Raw genomic sequence first — 20,100 nt, 5'->3', positions numbered from 1 at the left:
CTCCCCCAGAAGTCAGTCATGACTTGTGCGGGGTCTCGGATATGCGGTCAAAGAGAGAAACTTGGACGAATTATAACCAAAAACATATAATTCGACAGGCCGCCCGATTTATATGCTTTTCGGGATACCCGCTTAGACAATGGGTATATTCGCATATAACGGCCGCGCCTTAGCCTAGCGCCCATGATCAAGATAGGCATAGCCGGGTTCGGCACCATCGGCCGCGTTGTCGCGCGCCATATCGAAACAAGCGAACTGCCGCTGACGCTGGCGGCCGTGTCCGCGGGCGACCGGGGTCGCGCCGAGGCTGCGATGGCGGCCCTGCGAACCCCGGTCCCCATCCTCGACACCGCTGACCTGGTCGCCGCCTGCGACGTCATCGTCGACAGCGCCCCGACCGCGGCCTTCCACGACATCGCGGAAACGACCCTGCGGGCGGGCAAGACCCTGGTGACGGTCAGCGGCGCGGCCTTGATGCAATGGCCCGAGGCGGTCGAGCTGGCGCGCGCCCATAACGGACGCATCATCCTGGCCACCGGCGCCCTGCTGGGGCTGGACGCCGTGCGCGCCGCCGCCATCGGAACCATCCATTCCGTGACCATGGTGACGCGCAAGCCGGTCAAGTCCCTGGTCAAGGCCGAGCACGTGGTCCGCAACAATATCGACCTGTCCGGCCTCACCGCCCCGCTCAAGATCTTCGAGGGCACGGCCCGCGAGGGCGCCGTCGCCTTTCCGGCCAATGTGAACGTCGCGGCCGCGCTGGGCATGGCGGGCGTCGGCCCGGACCGGACCCAGCTCGAGATCTGGGCCGACCCGGCGCTGGAGCGCAACACCCACCGCATCGTGGTCGATTCCGACAGCGCGCGACTGGAACTCGCCATCGAGAACGTGCCGACCGACGAGAACCCCGGCACCGGCCGGATCACCGCGCTCAGCATCGTCACCGCGCTGCGCGACCTGGTCAGTCCGATCCGCATCGGCACCTGATTTCTGCAACCACGCCCTCCCCGTCCCGGACCAAGTGATCCGGGCGGACATGTTTCTGAAAGGCCTGCCTCCATGACGACCCGCCTGCGCCACGTGGCGATTGCATCCGCCGATCCTGACACCTCGGTCGGCTTCTTCACCGAGGTCCTCGGCTGGACCCTGGCCGGCAAGATCGATAGCCGCAACGCGCGCGGCTATTATGTGACCGACGGCCACATCAACATCGCCCTGCTCTGCTTCAAGAACCGCCCCGCCGCCGGGATGGAGTTCCCCGAGGGCTATACCGGCCTGCACCACATCGGCTTCCAGTGCGACGACATCAACGAGATCGTCGAACGCTTCGAAAACTCGGGCTTCGCGCCGCGCCATGACGTCAACCTGGCCCAGGGCCTGGGCAAGAACCCGGCCAAGGACAACGCCGAGTACAAGATGACCGGACCCGAGAACGTCATGGTCGACGTGTCCGAACGCGGCTGGGCCGGCACCGAAAGCTACAAGGGCAATCCCGTCCCGACGTCATAGGCGCGCCGCAGCTTAAGACATGAAAAACCCGCCGGAGCAGCGCCCCGGCGGGTTTTCTAATGGGATCAAAGGACAGCCTAGAGGTTCAGGAAGGCCCTGGCGTTGCCGCTGAGGATCTTGGCCTTCTGCGCGCCCGACAGACCGTCGTGGCCGCGCACCAGCGAACCGATGTCCTGCTCCCCCAGCGGGAAGGGATGGTCGGACCCCAGCAGGACGCGATCCTCGCCCATTACGTCGATCAGCAGGCTGAGCGCGCGAGGGTCGAACACCGCGGAATCGACGAAGAAGCGATCGACATAGGTCGAGGGCGGATTGGGGCAGTCGGCGCGGACGATGTCCCGATACTTCCAGGCGTTCTCGACCCGGCCCAGCAGGAAGGCGAAGCTGCCGCCGCCGTGGCCGAAACAGATGCGCAGGGACCTGGGTAGGCGCTCGAAGGCGCCCGACAGGATCAGCGACAGGATCGACAGTTGCGTCTCGGCCGGCATCGCCACCAGCCAGGGCAGCATGTATTTGGGCATGCGCTCGCGCGCCATCATGTCCCAGGGATGGATCAGCACCGCCGCGCCGATGTCGGCGCAATGGGTCAGGAAGGTCAGCAGGCCTTCGTCATCCAGGTTGCGCAGGCCCATGTGGTTGCCGATCTGGACGCCCAGATGGCCCGACGCCATGGCGCGGCTGACCTCGGCGCAGGCCATGTCGATGTCCTGCAGCGGGACCTGGGCCAAAGCCTTCATCCGATGCGGGGCGTAGCCGCAGAAGGCCAGGGCCTCATCGTTGAAACGCTGGGCCATGTCGCGCGCTTCCGCCGCCGGGCGGCTGTAGCCGAACATGATCGGGGTGGCGCACAGGATCTGCAGGTCGATGCCCTGGGCGTCCAGCGCCTCGACGCGGCGCGCCGGGTCCCACAGGATATCCTCGACCGGCCGGAACTCGCTCCCGCCCTGCATGATGAAGCCCTTGCCGCCACCGGAGTCGCGCAGCCAGGGCAGGCCTTCAGCCTCCGCCCGGGCACGATAGGCGGCGTCCATCGCGGGGAAAAAATGGCTGTGCATGTCGATGACAGCCATGTCCTTTGAAGCCTCAATCGTCATGAGTTTGGTCGCGCCCCTGTGCATCCGTCATCCCCGCAACCGATTCCGGCGCGGGGGGCCACCAGGGTCAGTACCGGCGGTCGGCTATCAACAATAATCCCGAGACTTGCCCCAGCTATTACAAAACGAATATATTAGTCCCAAGGCGGCGCGAGGGAGCATCATGCCCAAATTCCACGACAACTTCCTGCTGGGCCGACTGAAACTGCGTCAGTTGCGCCTGCTGACGGCGATCGCCGACGAGGGCACCGTACTCAAGGGATCCCAGGCGCTGAACATCGCTCAGCCCGCTGCGACAAAAAGCATCAAGGAGTTGGAGGACGCCCTGGGCGTCCAGCTGTTCGACCGCTCCTCGCGCGGCGTGACCCCGACGGATTTCGGCCGAGTGATGATCAAGCACGCCAAGCTGATCCTGACCCAGCTGCGCCATGCGGGCGAGGAACTGCAGTCGCTGGAGGAAGGGCTGTCGGGCCGGGTCCATGTCGGCACCCTGCTGGCCGCCTCGACGTCGCTGCTGCCCCGCGCCCTGGCGCGACTGCGCGAGCAGCGCCCCGGAATCGCGGTCACTGTGACCGAAGGCACCATCGACCGCCTGATGCCCGCCCTGCGCACCGGCGATCTCGACATCGTGCTCGGCCGTCTGCCTGAGTATCGCGAGCGGGAGGGCCTGAAGCAGGACATCCTCTATCTCGACGCCGTCTCCATCATGGTGCGCGCCGACCATCCGCTGACCCGGCGCGCTTCATTGACCCTCGCTGACCTGGTCGAGCAGGCCTGGGTCATGCCGCCGCCGCAGACATCCTTGCGCCGTCAGATCGACGCCGCCTTCCGCCACGAAGGGCTGGAGCCGCCGCACGACGTGATCGAGTCCGTGTCTATCCTGACCAACCACGGCCTGCTGATGAACACCGACATGATCGCCGCCATGCCGCACCAGGTCGGCGCCGGACAGGCCGGACTGACGATCCTGCCCGTCGTCCTGGAAGGGGCCATTTCGCGGATCGGCGCCACGACCCACGCCCACGTCGAGCTGTCGGCCGCCTCCCGCTACTTCATGGACATCATCCACGAGGTAGCGGGCGAGATCCGCGATGAACTGGGTCAGGCTAGGCCTTAGGGACCGCCCCGCCCGACACGCGCTTCCAGATGAAATAGGCCGAAGCGACGACCACCAGCCACGGCACGCCGGCGACCAGGGCCACCTGCCAGTCGGCGTGGAAGGCCATGGTCACTGTGATCGCGGCCAGAAGCACCAGCCCCAGGATCTGGGCATAGGGGAAGAAGGGCATCCTGACCGGCAGGTCGACACCCTTGTGCCGGCGGCGGAAGCGCAGGTGGCTGGCCAGGATGGTGCTCCACACCAATAGGCCGCCGAACAGCACGATCCCGAACAGATAGTTGTAGGCCATAGGCGTCAGGGCCGAGATCGAGGCCGCGGCCAGAATGCCGACGCCGGTGACCAGGGTGGCGCGCATCGGCGCCTTCTGCCCGTTCAACTCGCCCAGGGCGCGCGGCGCATAGCCCCCGCGCGCCAGCGAAAACAGCATGCGCGAGCCCAGGTAGATGCTGGTGTTCATCGCCGACAGGGCCGCCGAGGCGACGACGAAGTTCATGATGCCCGCCGCATAGGGAATGCCCGCGCTGGCGAACATTTTCACGAACGGGCTTTCAGTCACCACCTTGGCCCCGGACTCGGTCCACGGGATGAAGGCGACGATGATGAACAGGGCCAGAATGTAGAAGAGGAACAGACGTCCCGCCATGGTCCGCAGCGCCGCCGGGATGGCGGTCTTCGGGTCCTTGGCCTCGCTGGCGGTGCCGACGACGAACTCCAGACCCATGAAGGAGAAGAGCGCCATCAGCACGGCCAGCCAGACGCCTGAGAAGCCGTTGGGCAGGAAGCCGCCGGCCAGACCGGTGACATTGTGCAGGCCGATGGGGTCGCCGACCACGCCGAAGATCCGGCTGAGCCCGACCAGGATGAAGCCGACGATGGCCGACACCTTGATCACCGTCAGCCAGTATTCGACCGAGCCGAAATTATGCACCGCGCGCGTGTTCACCCAGACGACGACGCCGGCGCTGCCCAGCGCCCACATCCACACGGGCGTGCCGGGGAACCACCATCGCATATAGATGCCGACGGCGATCGCCTCGCTGCCGATCAGCAGCACCTGCTGGATCCAGTAGGTGTAGCGGACGATGAAGCCCATCAACGGCCCGAGATAGATTTCGGCATAGGTGCCGAAGGACCCCGCCGTCGGGTGAACGACAGCCATTTCCGACAGGCTGAACACCATGATCACCGCGATCAGCGCGGCGATGACATAGCTGACCAGGACGCCGGGACCGGCGTAGCCGATGGCGATGCCCGAGCCCATGAACAGGCCCGTGCCGATCGCGCCGCCCAGGCCGATCATGATGATCTGCGCCTTGCTGAGCCCCCGCTCCAGCCCCGCCTCGCGGTCGATATAGGTTTGTTCTTTCATCGGCTTGCCCCCTCCTGCCTTGGTCATGTGACGGCTTCGCGCGCCTGATGTTCGGGCTGCTTCCAGACCCCGCCGTCCATGATCGCCGCCAACCGCTCCACCGCATCCCAGACATCGGCATAGCCGACATAGAGGGGCGTGAAGCCGAAACGCACCGTGTCCGGCGCGCGGAAGTCGCCGATCACGCCCGCCGCGATCAGCGCGCGCATGATCGGATAGCCGTCGGCATGGGCGAAGGAAACCTGGCTGCCGCGTGCGCTCGCGTCGCGCGGCGAGGCCAGGGTGAAGCCGTGCCCGGCGCAGCGCTGCTCCACCAGACGGATGAACAGGTCGGTCAGGGCCATCGACTTGGCCCGGATCGCCGCCATGTCGGCCGACAGATGAATATCCAGCCCCACTTCAAGCATGGTCATCGACAGGATCGGCTGGGTGCCGATCAGGAACTGGCGCAACCCCTGTTGAGGGCGATAGCCCGGCTCGAAAGCGAAGGGCGCAGCATGGCCCCACCAGCCGGTCACGGGCTGATGCGCCTGATCCTGATGCCGCTTGGCGACGAACAGGAAGGCGGGCGAGCCGGGGCCGCCGTTCAGATACTTGTAGGTGCAGCCGACGGCGAAATCGGCCTTGCAGCCGTTAAGGTCGACCGGCATGGCGCCGGCGCTGTGGCACAGGTCCCAGACGGCCAGAGCCCCGGCAGCTTGCGCGCGCGCGGTGATCGCCGCCATGTCGTGGACATGGCCGGTCTTGTAATGGACGTGGGTGATGGCGACGGCGATGGTGTTCGCGTCGATGGCGTCGGCGATCTCGTCCTTTTCGCACAGACGCACCGTCACCCGCCCGCCGGTCGCCGCAGCGACGCCTTGGGCGATGTAGTTGTTGGTCGGGAAGTTGCTGCCTTCCAGGATCAGGACATTGCGGTCGGGGCGCATCGCCACCGTCGCCGACAGGACCTTGAACAGGTTCTGGCTGGTCGAGTCGCAGACGATGACCTCGCCCGCCCCGGCGCCGACCAGGGGGGCCAGCTTGTCGCCCAGGCGTACCGGCAGATCGAACCAGCCGGCCGTGTTCCAGCTCTTGATCAGGTCCGTGCCCCACTCCCGCGTCACGACGTCCAGAGCTCGGGCGCCGGCGCCCTTGGGCATGGCCCCCAGGGAGTTGCCGTCGAGATAGAGCATGCCCTCGGGCAGGTCGAAACGGTCGCGCAAGGGCGCCAGCGGATCGGCGCGATCCATCGCCTCGCACCAGGCGCGATCGGGCGTCTCGGGGATGTCTATGCGGGTCACGTCAAGCGTCATGGAAACACACTACCTTCGTCTGGGACATCTCACGCACCGCAAAACGCACGCCTTCCCGCCCCATATTGCCTCGCCCCGCACCGCCGAAAGGCATGGCGTCGAGCCGATAATCGGTCGAATCATTGATCATCACACCGGCGACCCTCAGTCGGCGAGCGGCATGGCGCGCATGACGAAGCGATCCTGTGAATATCGCAGCGTGGATCGCGTATTCGGCGCGATTGGCGGCGTCTATGGCTTCATCCACATCCGAGAAACGGAACAGGCTGACCACAGGACCGAAGGCTTCCTCACAGGACACCTTCGCCGCCTCCGGCACGTCCGCCAGCAGGGTCGGACGCACCAGGGCGCCGACACGTTCGCCGCCCGTCAGCAGGGTCGCGCCCTGCGCCACGGCTTCCCGCGTCCAGGTCAGGATGCGTTCGGCCTGCTGCAGGTCGATCATCGGACCGATGTCGGTCGCCGGGTCCGTCGGGTCGCCGACGGTCAGGGCGTTCGTCGCCGCGACCATGGCGTCCCGGAAGGCGTCATGGACGCTCTCGTGGACATAGATGCGCTGCACCCCGATGCAGTTCTGGCCCGCCGCGCCGAAGGCGCCCGAGGCGCAGGCCTGGGCAGCCGTGTCGATATCGGCGTCGTCCATCACGATGACCGGACCGTTGCCGCCCAGTTCCATCGCCACCCGCTTCATGCCGGCCGAACGGCAGATGGCCTGTCCGACGCCGGCGCCGCCGGTGAAGCTGACCATCGCCACATCCTCATGGCCAGTCAGGGCGTCGCCGAAGTCGCAGCCGCGCCCCGTCAGCAGGTTGAGCGCGCCCTCGGGCAGGCCCGCCGCGAGCAGCAGCTTCGCCAGCATGACGGCCACCAGGGGCGCCTGCTCGGCGGGCTTCAGCACCACCGCATTTCCGACGGCCAGGGCCGGGCCGACCTTGTGGCAGATCAGGTTCAGCGGATCATTGAACGGGGTGATGGCGACGATGACGCCCAGGGGCTCATGCACATAATGGCCCGAGCGCGTCTCGCCGCCCGGGAAACTGTCGAAGGCGATGGTCTCGCCCGCCAGCCGCACAGCCTCTTCGGCCGACAGGCGCAGGGTGTTGACCGCGCGCGCGACCTCGCGCGTCGCCGAACGCACCGGCTTGCCCGTCTCCGCCGTGATGGCGGCGGCGAAACGGGCCGCATCGGCCTCCAGCGCCGCCGCTGCGGCGTGCAGGATGCGGGACCGCGCGCCGGTCGACAGGTCGCGCATCAGCTCAGCGCCGAGCACCGCGCTGGCCACCGCCCGTTCAGCATGCTCCACCCCGGCGCAGGCCGCCTCGCCCAGCACATCCCCGGTAAAAGGGTTGCGCACAGTCATGGTTTCAGCGGCTGTCTCCCAGCCCGCTCCGATCAACAGCGTCCGGCCGGTTTCGGCCGGAACCGGGGTCACGACCTGTCGCAAGGCCAGGCTCACGGCTTGTCCTTGCGCAGCACCAGCTGATCATATTCGCGGCTGTCCAGCAGAGCCTCGACGATGACCGGGCCGTCAGCGGCGAAGCCCGCCTCCAGGGCCGCGCGGAACTCGGCCGGGTCACGCGCGACCGTCACCGGCACGCCGAACAGCGACGGCCCGCCGATGGTCCCCTCGGCGCGCACCGGCGTGCCGTAGATGGGGTTCGACTTCTTCTCCTGCTTGATGCGGATCAGGGCCAGGTCGTTGTCGGTAAAAATGACGATCACCAGCGGCAGCTTTTCGCGCACCGCCGTCGCCAGCTCCCCGGCCGTCATCAGGAAGCCCCCGTCGCCCAGGACGCAGCAGACCGGGGCGTCCGGGCGGCACAGCTTGGCCGCGATGGCGGCGGGCAGACCGAAGCCCATGGCCGACCAACCGTTGGTCATGATCTGCGTCCCCGGCGCCGGCGTGCGCCAGTGCTGGCCGATCAGGTGGGTGTGGGCGCCGACGTCGCAGGTCATGATCCCGTCGGCGGGCAGGACGTCCCGCAGCACGTCGAGCGCGGCGCGAGGGCCAAAGGGCCCTTCGGCCCCGGCCAGGCGCGCGAACATCTCGTCCCGGCGCGACGCCAGGGCGGCCAGATCCCACCCTTTGGCGGTCGCCGGAAGCGCCAGCAGGGCGTCAAGCGCGGGCGCAATGGCGCCGACCACATCGGCGAGGACCGGATGAACCGCTCGGTCGATGTCCGCCGCGACGACATCGATGCTGGCCAGGGCCAGCCCGTCGCGCATCCAGCTTTCGTAGTTGAACTCGATGGGGTCATAGCCGACCGCGACCACCAGATCGGCCTCGGCATGGGTCAGGCCGACCAGATCGGACAGGGCGTGGAACAGGACCCCGGCGTAGTTGGGGTGGGTCTCCGCCACCATGCCCTTGGCCATCGGCGTCAGCAGCACCGGCAGGCCGAACCGCTCGGCCAGGGCGATGATGCGGTCCTGCACCCCGGCATGGACGGCGCCCAGACCAATGGCCAGCACAGGCTTTTCAGCGTCGGAGAAGGCGGCGATCAGGGCCTCGACGGCCGCCGCATCGGGCGCGGGCGTCGGATCGGCGGCGGGCGACGCGATCCGCGCCTCCTCGACCGCAACGGCGCTCATGCCCTGAGGCAGTCCGACATGGACCGCGCCGGGACGACCCGACAGGGCGATCCGCGCGGCCTCGGCCAGGGTGTCGACGGTGCTGTCGGCCTCGATCCGCATCGTCGCCTTGGTCAGGGGTGCGAAAAGGGCCTGATGGTCGATGCCCATCTGCACCGTCCGGCTGCGCCAGGCGGCGGGCATTTCATCGGTCAGGGCGATCATCGGCGAGCGATCCAGCGTCGCCCCGCCCACCCCGGTCGCCAGGTTGGTCGCGCCCGGCCCGAAGGTGCCAAAACAGACGCCCGGAACCCCGGTCAGACGACCGCAGACATCGGCCATGAACCCCGCCCCGCCTTCATGGCTGGTCAGGACGAAATCAATGCCGTCAGTCGTGCGGATCGCCTCCATGTAGTCGACCCAGCCGCCGCTCGGGACGCCGAAGACATGGCGCACGCCCATGTCGCGAAGAGCCGCAACGACGTTGCGGGCCACATTGGTCGATTTCATGCGCGATCCTTGAACGAGAGCCATCAGCCGTCTCCGGCCTAAGCCCGCGCGCCATAAACAAATAATACCGAATGGCCGCGACGGTATGGCCATTATGTTATGATTAAGGCGGTCAGACGAAGCGGTTGGCGAGGACGCCGACGCCGTCGATCCCGCCTTCGACAAGGTCCCCGGCCTTGATGCGGCCGACGCCCGCAGGCGTCCCGGTGTAGATCAGGTCGCCGGGTTTCAGCTCCACATAGGTCGACAGCTCGGCGATGATGTCGGCGACCGGCCAGATCATGTCGGCGATATCGCCGTCCTGCCGCATCGTCCCGTTGACCGACAGCCATATGCGCGCATTCGACGGATAGCCGATCTCTGCGGCCGGGCGGATCGGCGACAGCACCGCGCTGTGATCGAACCCCTTGGCCATGTCCCACGGCCGACCGCCCGCCTTGGCGTCGGCCTGAAGATCGCGGCGGGTCAGGTCATTGCCCACGGCATAGCCGAACACGGTCGCCAGGGCATCCTCGGACGCGATGTTCGCCCCGCCTCCCCCAAGCGCGATCACCAGCTCGATTTCGTGATGCAGATCGGCGGTGCGCGACGGCATGGCGATGTCGGCTGCTCCCGCGACCACGGCGTCGGCCGGCTTGGAGAAGAAGAAGGGCGGCTCACGCGTGGGATCGCCCCCCATTTCGCGGGCGTGATCGGCGTAGTTCTTGCCGACGCAGAAGATGCGGCGGATGGGAAACCGCCGCGCGTCGCCCGCGACTTCGGCGCTCGGCGACGCAACGGAGAAGAGCGAATCCATGACGGCGGTCTCTGACTATGTTCAGGCGGGAGGATTGAGCGCCGCGCGGCATGAACCCAGGTCGGCCTCAGCCAGGCTCTTTTCCTTGGTGGCGTTCCACGGACTGCCCATCTTGTCCTCTGGGCGGTACCAGAAGCCGTAGAGCTTGCCGTTCGCCGCCACCAGGGTCGCCGAACCGATGCTGCCCTCCTCCTTCGAGAACCAGGCCAGCCGCATGATCCGACCGAAGGCCGTTCCGCGCAGCGTGCCCAGCCCGTCGTTGTAGCAGCCCCAAATCTCGTGGCCCGACTGCCGCAGGGCGATGGGGCCGTATTCGTGCGTATAGACCCCGCTGACATCGGCCTCGCCTGCCGCGCCGCGCTGGTCCAGCTCGCCATAGACGGCCAAATCAGACAGGCGCGTGGGGCCGCTGCCCTTCCAATTGCTGTCGATGCGCAGGCGCAGCCAACGCGCGCTGCTTTCCTTGGGCAGCTTGATCAGCGTCTGGGCGTCGGCCTTGGCCTCGCCCGTGACCAGGGTTTCATACGGCCCGTCAGGTCCGGCGTTCGAACCCAGAATGGCGAAGCGGCGGACGGGCGAGCCCTCGGCGGTCTGCGACATCGATCCGTCTTCACGCACCACGGGCTGGAAGCGGTTGTCCAGCGCGACCGAGCGGATCTTGCCCGTCCCCGCCAACTCGAAGTTCAGCGTGTGGGGGAAGGTTGTGCCCTCCTCCGACAGCCAGCCGTATTCAGGCCCGCCGTCGACCAGGTTGATCGTCCAGGTCGACCAGTGCCGCTTGGCCTCGCCCTGATCGGCCTCGGCGATCCCGCCCCAGCTGATGTGCAAGATGTTGCTGTCCTCGGGCGCCGCCGCGGACGCCGGATCGGCGGGCTTGTCGACAGACGCGTTCGAGCATCCGGCGAGGAGCAGAGCCCCCGCCGTCGCGGCTTTCCAACTACGCATGGTTTTGTTTCCTGTTTGAACCTAGCGCCGTTCGGGCCAGGGCTTTTCCGGAGGCGCGAAACTCGGCTCGCCCAGCAGAGGCGACGACAGCGCATAGACGCCGTTGACCGAGAAGGCCCAGATGATGTTGCGGTCATATTCGGTGAAGACCGCAAAGGTGGAGTTGCCGAAGGTGTATTCCGGCGTCTCCGTTTCGTTGGCGAAGCGGGGAACGAAATAGCCCGCGATCGTCGGCTGTTCGGGATTGCTCACGTCGAACAGCTGGATGCCCGCATTATAGAAGGCGTAGGTGACGATGCCCTGCCGGCCGTACTCGGGTTGTCCCAGCCCGCCCGAACGTTTCGGACCGAAGCTGCCGCGCCTTTGGCAGAAGTCGGTGAACTCGGCGCCCGGCGGCGGCGTCGGCCGCGGGAAGCGCGCGGCGATGCGCGGGTTGGCGGGATCGCGGGCGTCGATCGAGAAGATGTCCTTGTAGGGCTCGTAGCAGTTCTCGTTCATCGGATAGCCGTTCGAGAAGACGAAGCCGGTCCGGTCGTATTGGCTCACGTCGACGTTATCGAACTCGGTCCCGGCGAAGCTGGGCGGCACGCTGATGTGACCCAGGGTCTTTGGATTGGCCGGATCGCCCAGGTCGAAGCTGTAGAAGCCCAGTCCGCCCATGCCGCCGAAACCGATCCGCCCCCCGTCCTCGACCGGCTTGGACAGTACGATGGGCGTGCGCGACCCCATCCAGCTGGTGCGGTTGCCGGCGCGCGGATTGGCGCGATAGGCCGCCTCGCTTTCCGGATCGCCCAGCACCTGTCCGGGCACCGTGATCTGTGAGACGAACTTGGGATCGGCCGGATCCGCCATGTCCCACACCTGATAGCCCGGCGAATAGAGGTAGTCGGGATATTCGGTCAGCCCATAACTGTCGTCGGGCGCAGAAGAGAGCAGCATGTACTTGCCGCCCCACCAGGTGACGCCGTCCAGCGCGCCCGACCCCTGCTGTTCGCCGATCGGCGCATCGGGATGCCGGTAGTCCGTGGTCCGCGTGGCGATCAACTCCCACTGATCGGGAGTCGGGCCGTTCATGACGTAGACCTTGAAGCCCTTCAGCGAGTTGTAGTGCCGCTGCGCCTCGACCTTGTCGGGCTGACGTCGCTTGTCCTCCATCAGGCCGAAGCGGCCTATCTCGTAGGAGGCCACCAGGACATTGCGCTGAAGCGTCTCGCTCCAGGCGATGGTGACGCCGCCGAAATAGTCGGTGACGGCCGAGGCGTCGAAGTCCTCGCTCGAGCCTTCGGCGCTCCACACACCACCCTGCGACCAGACGATCTTGGCTGCGCGAGGATCGGTGACGTCCATGATCCGCAGATAGTCGCGGTCGTGGGTGTAGAGGTAGCGCTTGCCCTCGAAGTCAACGACGCTGGCCCAGGCGTGCCAGGGCGACGTCACCGCCGGATAGAAGGCGACGACATCGACATTCTTGGCGTAGCTCTTCTGATCCCAGTGATCGAGCTGTCCGGGGAAGGACGGCGCGCTGGTGGTCAGGGGCGTGGACACGGGGTGGCGGAAGGCGCCCGTTTCGGGATCCATGCCGTAATCCACCCCCGGCGTCGGCGGGGTCGGCGGATTTTCAGGGGTCGCGTCCTGCCACGCCTTCAGCCAGGGATCGACGACGTTGATCGGCCCCATCTCCTGCCCATGCTGAGCGCTAGCCGGCGTCAGCATCGTGGCGTTGAGCAGCACCGCGGCAAGGACGCCGCCCGCCCTGATCCCGAAACTCCGCTTCATTGGCGCTTCCTTCGTCATCAACTGTATCGACCCCGACGCCCGGCGCTTAGAAGCTGAACCGGGCGGTCACGCCATAGGTGCGCGGCGGGATGTAGGTGCCGTAAATGGTCCCGAACAGATTGAGCTTGCTGGTGTAGTTGAGCTCATCGGTCAGGTTTTTCACCCAGGCCGTCACCTCCCACTTGCGGTCCGCGTTGCGGATGCCGATCCGGGCGTTGGCAAGGGTCTCGTCGTCGAACTTCAACAGTTCGGTGTTCGGGTTGTCGAAGAAGGTCGCGCCCGTGAACTGGAAGTCGCCGCCTGCGGTGAAGACCAGATCGTTGCCGATCGGCCGGTCATAGTTGGCCGAGATGCCGAAGGCGTGCTCGGGCGTCCGGCGGCAGGTCTTGCCGTCCAGGTCGGTCCCGTCGTCGTCGATGATCAGCTCGCCGGTGAACTCGCACTGCGAATAGGCGTAGTTGCCCGACAGTGTCAGTTCGTCAGTCAGACGTGCATGGACGTCCAACTCCAGACCATAGGCGCGGGTGCCGTTGGCGGCGTTGAAGACGAAGTTGTCCGGCGGCATGCCCGGGCCCGGCGAGACGAACTGGTTGGTCTGCAGGTTCTCGTACAGGGTGTAGTAGGCCGCCGCGTTGAGGTAGATGCGCCGCTCGGCGAAGGCCAGCTTGGCGCCCAGCTCGAAGCTGTCGGCGGTTTCGGGATCGAACGACACCAGGGCCTCTTCCGGCGTGTTCGCATCCTCGCCGGTCCAGCCGCCCGGCTTGTAGCCTCGGGCGTAGTGGGCATAGAGGGACACGTCCTCGTTCGGCTCGTACCGCAGCGTGGCGCTGGGCAGCCAGGCGTCCCACGACCGTTTCTCTCCGACGACGAAGTTCACCGGCGCCCCTTCGAACGACTCGCCCGAGCGGTTGTTCGAATAGTCCTTGCTGTCATAGGCGTAGCGCAGACCCGCATCGAAGGTGATCTGATCGGTCAGGTCGTAGCTCACCTCGGCGAAGAGGCCGATGTTGTCGTTCTTGGACGTCGTCACCGTGTGATTGGACCCTGGGAAGGGCAAGGCGGGCGTGCCGCCGTACTCCATGGCGAAGGCGAACTCGGTGATCGCCTGGAAGTCGGCGAACAGGAAGTTCACGTCTTCGGCGCGGCGGATGTTCTCATGCAGGTAATAGGCGCCGCCTTCCAGCCTCAGGGCGCCGCCCTGATCCCAGCGCAGACGCACTTCCTGCGAGAACTGCTTCACGTCCTCCGCCTTGCCGCTGTCGAAATAGCTGTCGGGCACGGTGGCGAGATAGGTGTTCAGCCCTGCCAGCATGGCCGAGGTCACGTCCGGCGCGTTGGTGGCCGGGTCCAGCGGGAAGTCGAAGAACATTCCGCCGCCGTCTTCACGGGCCGCGAGTTCAGAATCCCGGTAGGCGGTCTGCAGGGCGACGCTGAGGCTGTCGCTCGCCTCCCAGTCGACCGTGGCGCTGATCCCGTACATGTCGGAATTCTGATAGCCGGTGAAGTTGTGCGCGCCTTCGCGGCGCTTGTCGCTCTGGAACGGCGCATTGCGGTTCGGCAGCACAAAGCCCGGCAGGCTGGCGATCGGCGGCGCGAAGAAGCTGTTGTAGGTGACTTCATGGCTGTCGCCGGGGACGATGATGTCCACCCAACGCGCGCCGTCGCGGTGGCGGGTGTAGTCGGCCGCCAGGTTGATATCGAGCCGGTCGTTCGGCCGCCAGCGGAGCTGCGCCCGCCCCGACTGCGCGTTCTGATCTTCCTCGTCGCCGCCACGCGTATTGATCGCATAGCCGTCGTGGGTCCGCGAGCTGACGGACAGACCAAAGCCCAGGGTATCCGTCAGCGGGCCGCTGAACGCGGTCGCAATATCGAACTTGGCGTAGTTGCCGACGGTGACCTCGGAACGCCCCTCGAACGTGTCGCCGGGCTTCTTGGTCACGTAGTTGATCAGGCCGCCGACGACGCTCTTGCCGAACCGCAGCGCCTGCGGTCCCTTCAGCACCTCGACCCGCTCCAGATCATAGAGGTCGAGCTGCGCGCCCGTCCCGCGCGACATGTAGACGCCGTCGACGAAGATGCCGACCGCGCCGTCGGCGCCGGCGCCCTGGATGTCAGACCCGATGCCCCGAATGAACAGTTCGGTGTCGACCGCACGCTCGGCGCTGAGCTTCAGACCCGGAACGCGGTAGGCGATTTCCGAAAAGTCCTTGATGCCGGCCTGCTCCAGCGCGGCGGCGCCGAACACCTGGACCGACATCGGCACGTCCTGCAGGGACTCTTCCCGCTTGCGCGCCGTCACCACGATATCGTCGACCGACGACACCGCGGGGGCCTCCGGCGCCGTTTGCGCCCATGTCGCGCCTGGGACGGCGCAGGCCGCCACAGTGGCCAGAAGAGCCCAGCGCAAATTACGATTCGATCTCATTACCCATCCCCCCAGAGACCGGACGCGCCTTCATCCTTGTACGGAAGGCCATGCCAGTCTGATTGAACTCCCAGATCGACGTTAGCGGCGCCTCTATATCTAACTAATAGATTGTATGATGTCTGATATTCATAATTGGATATACTCATGCCGCGATCGACGTCATGCCAGCGATCTCCATGCCGCCCTCTTCAGGACGCTGCGGGTACCGCAAGCACCCCGACACCGGCATCCTTAACTCGCCAGAGACATGGCTGCGGGAGGAGGATTTGGACGATACCTCACACCTTCGATCCAGTTCATGACGTAGCTGTCCCGTCGGCACTTAAAGCCCGCAATGCGCCGTAGCAGTCAGTTATTTGTTCGCCCGCCCAAAGCAGCCACTCAACTAACCAAGCCAATAGGCGCCAAAGTGTGAAAATCACTGGAGTGGAAGACCAGCGGCATGATCCCGTCGACGGCGGCCGCCCTGTGAAGACGGAAGAGGACGATGTCGTGATCCCCGGCTTCGATTTCGGTCTCGACCGAGCATTCCAGCCAAGCCGTCGCGTTCGTTAGAAACAGCGCGCCGCTGGAGACGCGGTGATAGTTCAATCCCTGGAAGCGGTCGCCCGCCCCCTGCGCCAGTTGGCGCGCCGTTGCGGCGTGACTGTCGCCCAGGAAGGAGATTCCGATGCGTTCGCGCGTGCGCAACCGCCGCCAGGTCCAGGAGCCCTGCTTGATACAGACCGACACCAGGGGCGGGTTGAGCGAGACCGCCACGAAGGCGCTGGCGGTCATGCCCACGGGATTGTCCTGATCCATCGCGCACAGGGCGGTGACGCCGGTCGGGAAGCGACCGAACAGCCGGCGCAGGTCGGCGTCTCCGCCGATATCGTTCAAGGCGTTCATAGAGATATCTCGCTGGGCAGGCGTCACGCGGGCGCCGCGCCCGTCGGCGCCGGCTCTTCGGGGCGCAGGCTGTAGCGACGGGCGAGCGCAGCGCAGACCATCAACTGCATCTGATGGAACAGCATAAGCGGCAGGACGATCAGACCCACGGTGGCGGCCGGGAAGATGATGTTCGCCATCGGCAGGCCGCTGGCCATGCTCTTCTTCGAGCCGCAGAAGACGATGGCGATCTCATCCTCCATGGAGAAGCGCAGGAGGCGGCTGGCGACGGTCGTGAACACCAGAATGACCGCCAGCATCACAAGGTCCAGAACGATGACCAGCCCGAGGCTCTGCGGCGTCACCTTGCTCCAGACGCCCGCGACGACGCCCGCGCTGAACGCCGAATAGACGACCAGCAGGATCGATCCACGATCGACAAGCATGGTGAGGGTTTTCTGCCTGACGAACCAGTCGCCGATCAGCGGACGAGCGCACTGGCCGACGACGAACGGCAGCAGGATTTGCAGGGCGATGTCCCGCACCGAATCCAGCGACATGCCCCCCGTATCGGCGCTCAGCAGCATCGTCGCCAACAAGGGCGTGACCACCACCCCCGCCAGGTTCGAAACCGACGCGCAGCAGAGCGCCGCCGGGACATTGCCTCTGGCGATCGAGGTGAAGGCGATCGAGGATTGCACCGTCGAAGGCAGCAGGGACACGAACAACAGGCCCGTCGCCAGACCGCTGTCCAGATGCCCCCTTGTCAGCATCACGATCCCGAAGCCGACCAGAGGAAAGACGATGAAGGTCGTGCCGAAGACCAGGCCCTGAAGCCGCCAATGGGTGATGCCCGTCCAGATCGCCTGCGGTGATATCTTGGCGCCGTAGATGAAGAACAGAAGCGCGATGGCGGCATGCACCACCAGGTTGAGCGCGTCCTTGCCCGCTCCCCGTGCGGGCATGACCGCCGCCACCGCCACCATGGCCATGATCGCGACGATGTAGGGGTCCAGCCGCAGCCGACGCAGAAGGGCGTTCATGAGGTCAGACCGACAGTTCTTTCCGGATGATCTCGGCGCCCGCGCTTAGGGCCTTCAACTTGCCGTTGGCCACCTGACGCGACAGGGGCGCCATGCCGCAGTTGGTGGCGGGATAGAGCTTGTCGGCGTCCACGAACTGAAGCGCCTTGCGCAGGGTGTCGGCGACCTCCTCCGGCGTCTCGATGACGTCGGTCGCCACGTCGATGGCCCCGACCATCACCTTCTTGCCCCGGATGAGTTCGATCAGGTCCATCGGCACGCGGGAGTTCTGGGCCTCCAGCGAAATGATGTCGATGCTGGATGTCTGTAGCTTGGGGAAGGCCTCTTCATACTGCCGCCATTCCGACCCCAGGGTCTTCTTCCAGTCGGTGTTGGCCTTGATGCCGTAGCCGTAACAGATGTGGACGGCGGTCTCGCACTTCAGCCCCTCGGCCGCCTTCTCCAGCGTCGCCACGCCCCAGTCGTTGACCTCGTCGAAGAAGACGTTGAAGGCAGGCTCGTCGAACTGGATGATGTCGACGCCGGCGGCCTCCAGTTCCCTGGCTTCTTCGTTCAGGATCCTGGCGAACTCCCAGGCCAGTTTCTCGCGGCTGCCGTAGTGGTCGTCGTAGAGGGTGTCGATCATCGTCATCGGCCCCGGCAGGGCCCATTTGATCGGCTGATCGGTCTGCTGGCGCAGGAATTTCGCGTCCTCGACGAAGACCGACTTCAGTCGGCTGACCGCGCCCACGACCACCGGCACGCTGGCGTCATAGCGATTGCGGATGCGCATGGTCTTGCGCTGCTCGAAATCGACGCCGTCCAGATGCTCGATGAAGGTAGTGACGAAATGCTGGCGGGTCTGTTCGCCGTCGCTGACGATGTCGATGCCGGCGCGGCGCTGATCGTCCAGCGATAGACGCAGGGCGTCCCGCTTCGCCTCGATCAACGCCTCCCCTTCCAGTTTCCAGGGCGACCAGAGGGTCTCGGGTTCGGCCAACCAGACGGGTTTGGGTAGGCTGCCGGCGGTCGAGGTGGGCAACAGGGTTTTCATTTTCGGTGACTTCAGCAATTCGGGACTGATCAGGCGGCGAAGTTAGCGGACCATTGGTCCAGCAGGGCGCGATGCGGCTCGATGAAGCGCTCCTCGACGAACCGGCCCTGTTCGACGGCCAGTCGACTGCGTTCCTCGCGGTCGTAGACGATCCGGGTCAGCGAATAGTCCTGGTACTTCAGGCTGGGCTGATACTCTTCCGAAGCCGGGGAGTTGGCGTTGTAAATCTCGGGACGGTAGATCTTCTGAAAGGTCTCCATGGTGCTGATCGTGCTGACCAGCTCCAGGTCGGTGTAGTCTGCCGTCAGATCGCCCACGTGGTAGAAGGCGAAGGGCGCCACGCTGCCCTGGGGCATGAAGTAGCGGACCTTCATTCCCATCTTCGCGAAATACTCGTCGGTCGGCGAGAATGCGTCGTTCCCGTATTCCAAGCCCAGGACGGCGTGCTCCTCGCCGGTGCGGTGATAGGTCTTGTTGCTCGACACGCTCAGACAGATGACCGGCGGCTTGCCGAAATTGGCGCGATAGGCGGCCGAGTTCAGGAAATGCCTGAACAGCTTGCCGTGCAGATCGCCGAAATCCGCCGGTGCAAAGGCGCCGGGATTGGCCTTCATGTGCGCCGGCAGGACCACGCTGAAGTCGTAGTCGCGAACGTAGGAGGAGAAGTTGTTCCCGACGATCCCGTCGGTCCGCTCGCCGGTCTGCTGATCGACAATCGTCGTCTGAAGGATTTCGATCAGCGGAAAGCTGTCCGTCCCTTCACCCGGAGCCAGGCTCATCTCGACGGAGACGATCTGGAGTTCGACCGCGTAGCGATCGCCTTTCGGATTGCCCCAATGCGCCAGGGAGTTGAACCGGTTGTCGATCATCCTCAGGGTGTTGCGCAGGTTCTCCTGACGGCTCTCGCCCCTGGCCAGGTTGGCGAAGTTGGTCGTGATCCGCGTGTTCTCGGCGGGAACGTAATTCTCGTCGAGCGGGGTGCGCTTGATGCTGAAGGTGAATTCGCTGCTCGCCATGGTCTCTGCCGTTGATGCTGTGGCGAGACAGCGGACAGGGACGCGCGACCGCTCGCGCGGAATCGTCCCGTCGCGGCGCTCATGCGACCTGACCGGACACCCCGCCGGAGGACGTTATCTGTCGAGGCAGGTCTCCTGGCTCACGGGTCATCGCCTCCGGTCCGGCCTTCCCGGAGGCGAACCCCCAGTGACACGAAATGGACCTTCAGCTCGCCGCTCACAGTTGCGGGGGCAGCGCCGGCATCGACCGAGGTCTCACCGGCTTCCCTCTTAGCTCCGCGCAGTCCGAGGACCGCGCGCAGAACCACGACGGCGTGAACATGACACGCCCGCCGCCAGAGTCAATCGCGATATAAAGATATCCTTATATGATTATGCGATTGCCTTGGCCGCATCCGCTTCTCGCCACGACGGAATAACCGCCTGGGTCAGCGCCTGAATGCGATCGGGGTCATAGGTCGGGATGGACATCAGATGCCCACGGCGGGTGTTGGCGAAACCTGTTGCGGGTAGGGATTTCCGCACCTTGCTTACAACGGTCGTCACGAAGACAACGCTCTATCCTCGCTCCCCGGGCAGAACCCTATGTCATCGAGGTCACAGAGCACCCGCAAAGAAATTGCTTCGCGTACGGAGGAGCAACACTTTTTGCATTCTCGCTGGAAGCCTGATCCACCTCGATTGCCTTGGCTGAGACCGTGGCCGAAAGTTATTCCTAAACTTGGGCT

16 protein-coding genes and 1 riboswitch are annotated in these 20,100 nt (G+C 65.6%); of the genes, 3 read left to right on the top strand and 13 right to left on the bottom strand.

The window, feature by feature from the left end:
- Positions 1–183 precede the first annotated feature (183 nt).
- Entirely contained in the window at positions 184–987 is an 804-nt protein-coding gene (locus ABIE19_RS15690) for an aspartate dehydrogenase (RefSeq protein WP_354090165.1), read from the top strand.
- A 72-nt stretch (positions 988–1,059) separates the two neighbouring features.
- Positions 1,060–1,509, top strand: coding sequence for a VOC family protein (locus ABIE19_RS15685; protein WP_354090164.1), 450 nt, complete (start codon positions 1,060–1,062; stop codon positions 1,507–1,509).
- A 77-nt stretch (positions 1,510–1,586) separates the two neighbouring features.
- Here the strand turns inward: ABIE19_RS15685 and ABIE19_RS15680 are convergent, their stop codons facing one another.
- Positions 1,587–2,579 carry an amidohydrolase family protein gene (locus ABIE19_RS15680; protein ID WP_354090163.1) on the bottom strand — a complete coding sequence of 331 codons (993 nt, stop codon included), beginning with the start codon at positions 2,577–2,579 and terminating at the stop codon, positions 1,587–1,589.
- A gap of 187 nt (positions 2,580–2,766) precedes the next feature.
- Here ABIE19_RS15680 and ABIE19_RS15675 point away from each other — a divergent pair, with 187 nt between their 5' ends.
- Positions 2,767–3,720 (top strand): LysR family transcriptional regulator, encoded by a 954-nt coding sequence (locus ABIE19_RS15675; RefSeq protein ID WP_354090162.1) that lies wholly within the window; start codon positions 2,767–2,769, stop codon positions 3,718–3,720.
- On the opposite strand, the gene ABIE19_RS15670 is transcribed toward ABIE19_RS15675, so the two are convergent.
- From ABIE19_RS15670 to ABIE19_RS15615, 12 genes are all read right to left on the bottom strand, one after another.
- A complete protein-coding gene (locus ABIE19_RS15670) occupies positions 3,710–5,092 on the bottom strand; it encodes an amino acid permease (protein WP_354090161.1) in 1,383 nt (460 codons plus the stop codon). The genes ABIE19_RS15675 and ABIE19_RS15670 overlap by 11 nt on opposite strands.
- Positions 5,093–5,115: 23 nt before the next feature.
- Positions 5,116–6,375 (bottom strand): kynureninase, encoded by a 1,260-nt coding sequence (gene kynU / locus ABIE19_RS15665; RefSeq protein WP_354090160.1) that lies wholly within the window; start codon positions 6,373–6,375, stop codon positions 5,116–5,118.
- A 1-nt stretch (position 6,376) separates the two neighbouring features.
- Positions 6,377–7,843, bottom strand: a complete 1,467-nt coding sequence (locus ABIE19_RS15660) for an aldehyde dehydrogenase family protein (RefSeq protein ID WP_354090159.1) — start codon at positions 7,841–7,843, stop codon at positions 6,377–6,379.
- Complete coding sequence (locus tag ABIE19_RS15655) at positions 7,840–9,492, bottom strand: thiamine pyrophosphate-binding protein (RefSeq protein ID WP_354090158.1); 1,653 nt, start codon at positions 9,490–9,492, stop codon at positions 7,840–7,842. The genes ABIE19_RS15660 and ABIE19_RS15655 overlap by 4 nt, the downstream gene beginning before the upstream one ends.
- A gap of 88 nt (positions 9,493–9,580) precedes the next feature.
- Positions 9,581–10,264 (bottom strand): fumarylacetoacetate hydrolase family protein, encoded by a 684-nt coding sequence (locus ABIE19_RS15650; RefSeq protein ID WP_354090157.1) that lies wholly within the window; start codon positions 10,262–10,264, stop codon positions 9,581–9,583.
- A 21-nt stretch (positions 10,265–10,285) separates the two neighbouring features.
- On the bottom strand, positions 10,286–11,209 hold the full coding sequence (locus ABIE19_RS15645) for a hypothetical protein (RefSeq protein ID WP_354090156.1): 924 nt from the start codon (positions 11,207–11,209) through the stop codon (positions 10,286–10,288).
- Between the two features lie 21 nt (positions 11,210–11,230).
- The gene (locus ABIE19_RS15640) at positions 11,231–12,985 is read right to left on the bottom strand and encodes an LVIVD repeat-containing protein (protein ID WP_354090155.1); all 1,755 of its coding nucleotides are present in this window, start codon (positions 12,983–12,985) and stop codon (positions 11,231–11,233) included.
- 46 nt (positions 12,986–13,031) lie between these two features.
- Positions 13,032–15,308, bottom strand: a complete 2,277-nt coding sequence (locus ABIE19_RS15635) for a TonB-dependent receptor (RefSeq protein ID WP_354090154.1) — start codon at positions 15,306–15,308, stop codon at positions 13,032–13,034.
- Positions 15,309–15,794: 486 nt separating this feature from the next.
- Positions 15,795–16,301 (bottom strand): flavin reductase family protein, encoded by a 507-nt coding sequence (locus ABIE19_RS15630; protein WP_354090153.1) that lies wholly within the window; start codon positions 16,299–16,301, stop codon positions 15,795–15,797.
- Positions 16,302–16,324: 23 nt separating this feature from the next.
- Positions 16,325–17,323: a bile acid:sodium symporter family protein gene (locus ABIE19_RS15625; protein ID WP_354090152.1), complete on the bottom strand. Its 999-nt coding sequence runs from the start codon at positions 17,321–17,323 to the stop codon at positions 16,325–16,327.
- A gap of 4 nt (positions 17,324–17,327) precedes the next feature.
- Complete coding sequence (locus tag ABIE19_RS15620; protein ID WP_354090151.1) at positions 17,328–18,356, bottom strand: methionine synthase; 1,029 nt, start codon at positions 18,354–18,356, stop codon at positions 17,328–17,330.
- Positions 18,357–18,385: 29 nt separating this feature from the next.
- Entirely contained in the window at positions 18,386–19,372 is a 987-nt protein-coding gene (locus ABIE19_RS15615) for a DUF1852 domain-containing protein (RefSeq protein ID WP_354090150.1), read from the bottom strand.
- A gap of 108 nt (positions 19,373–19,480) precedes the next feature.
- Positions 19,481–19,696, bottom strand: a riboswitch (cobalamin riboswitch).
- Positions 19,697–20,100 lie beyond the last annotated feature (404 nt).

Origin of the sequence: Brevundimonas faecalis, from assembly GCF_040549405.1 — a bacterium.
GTDB classification, from domain to species: domain Bacteria; phylum Pseudomonadota; class Alphaproteobacteria; order Caulobacterales; family Caulobacteraceae; genus Brevundimonas; species Brevundimonas faecalis.
The sequence above is the reverse complement of the archived record's forward strand: the minus strand, read 5'-3'. Positions and strand labels throughout refer to the sequence as shown.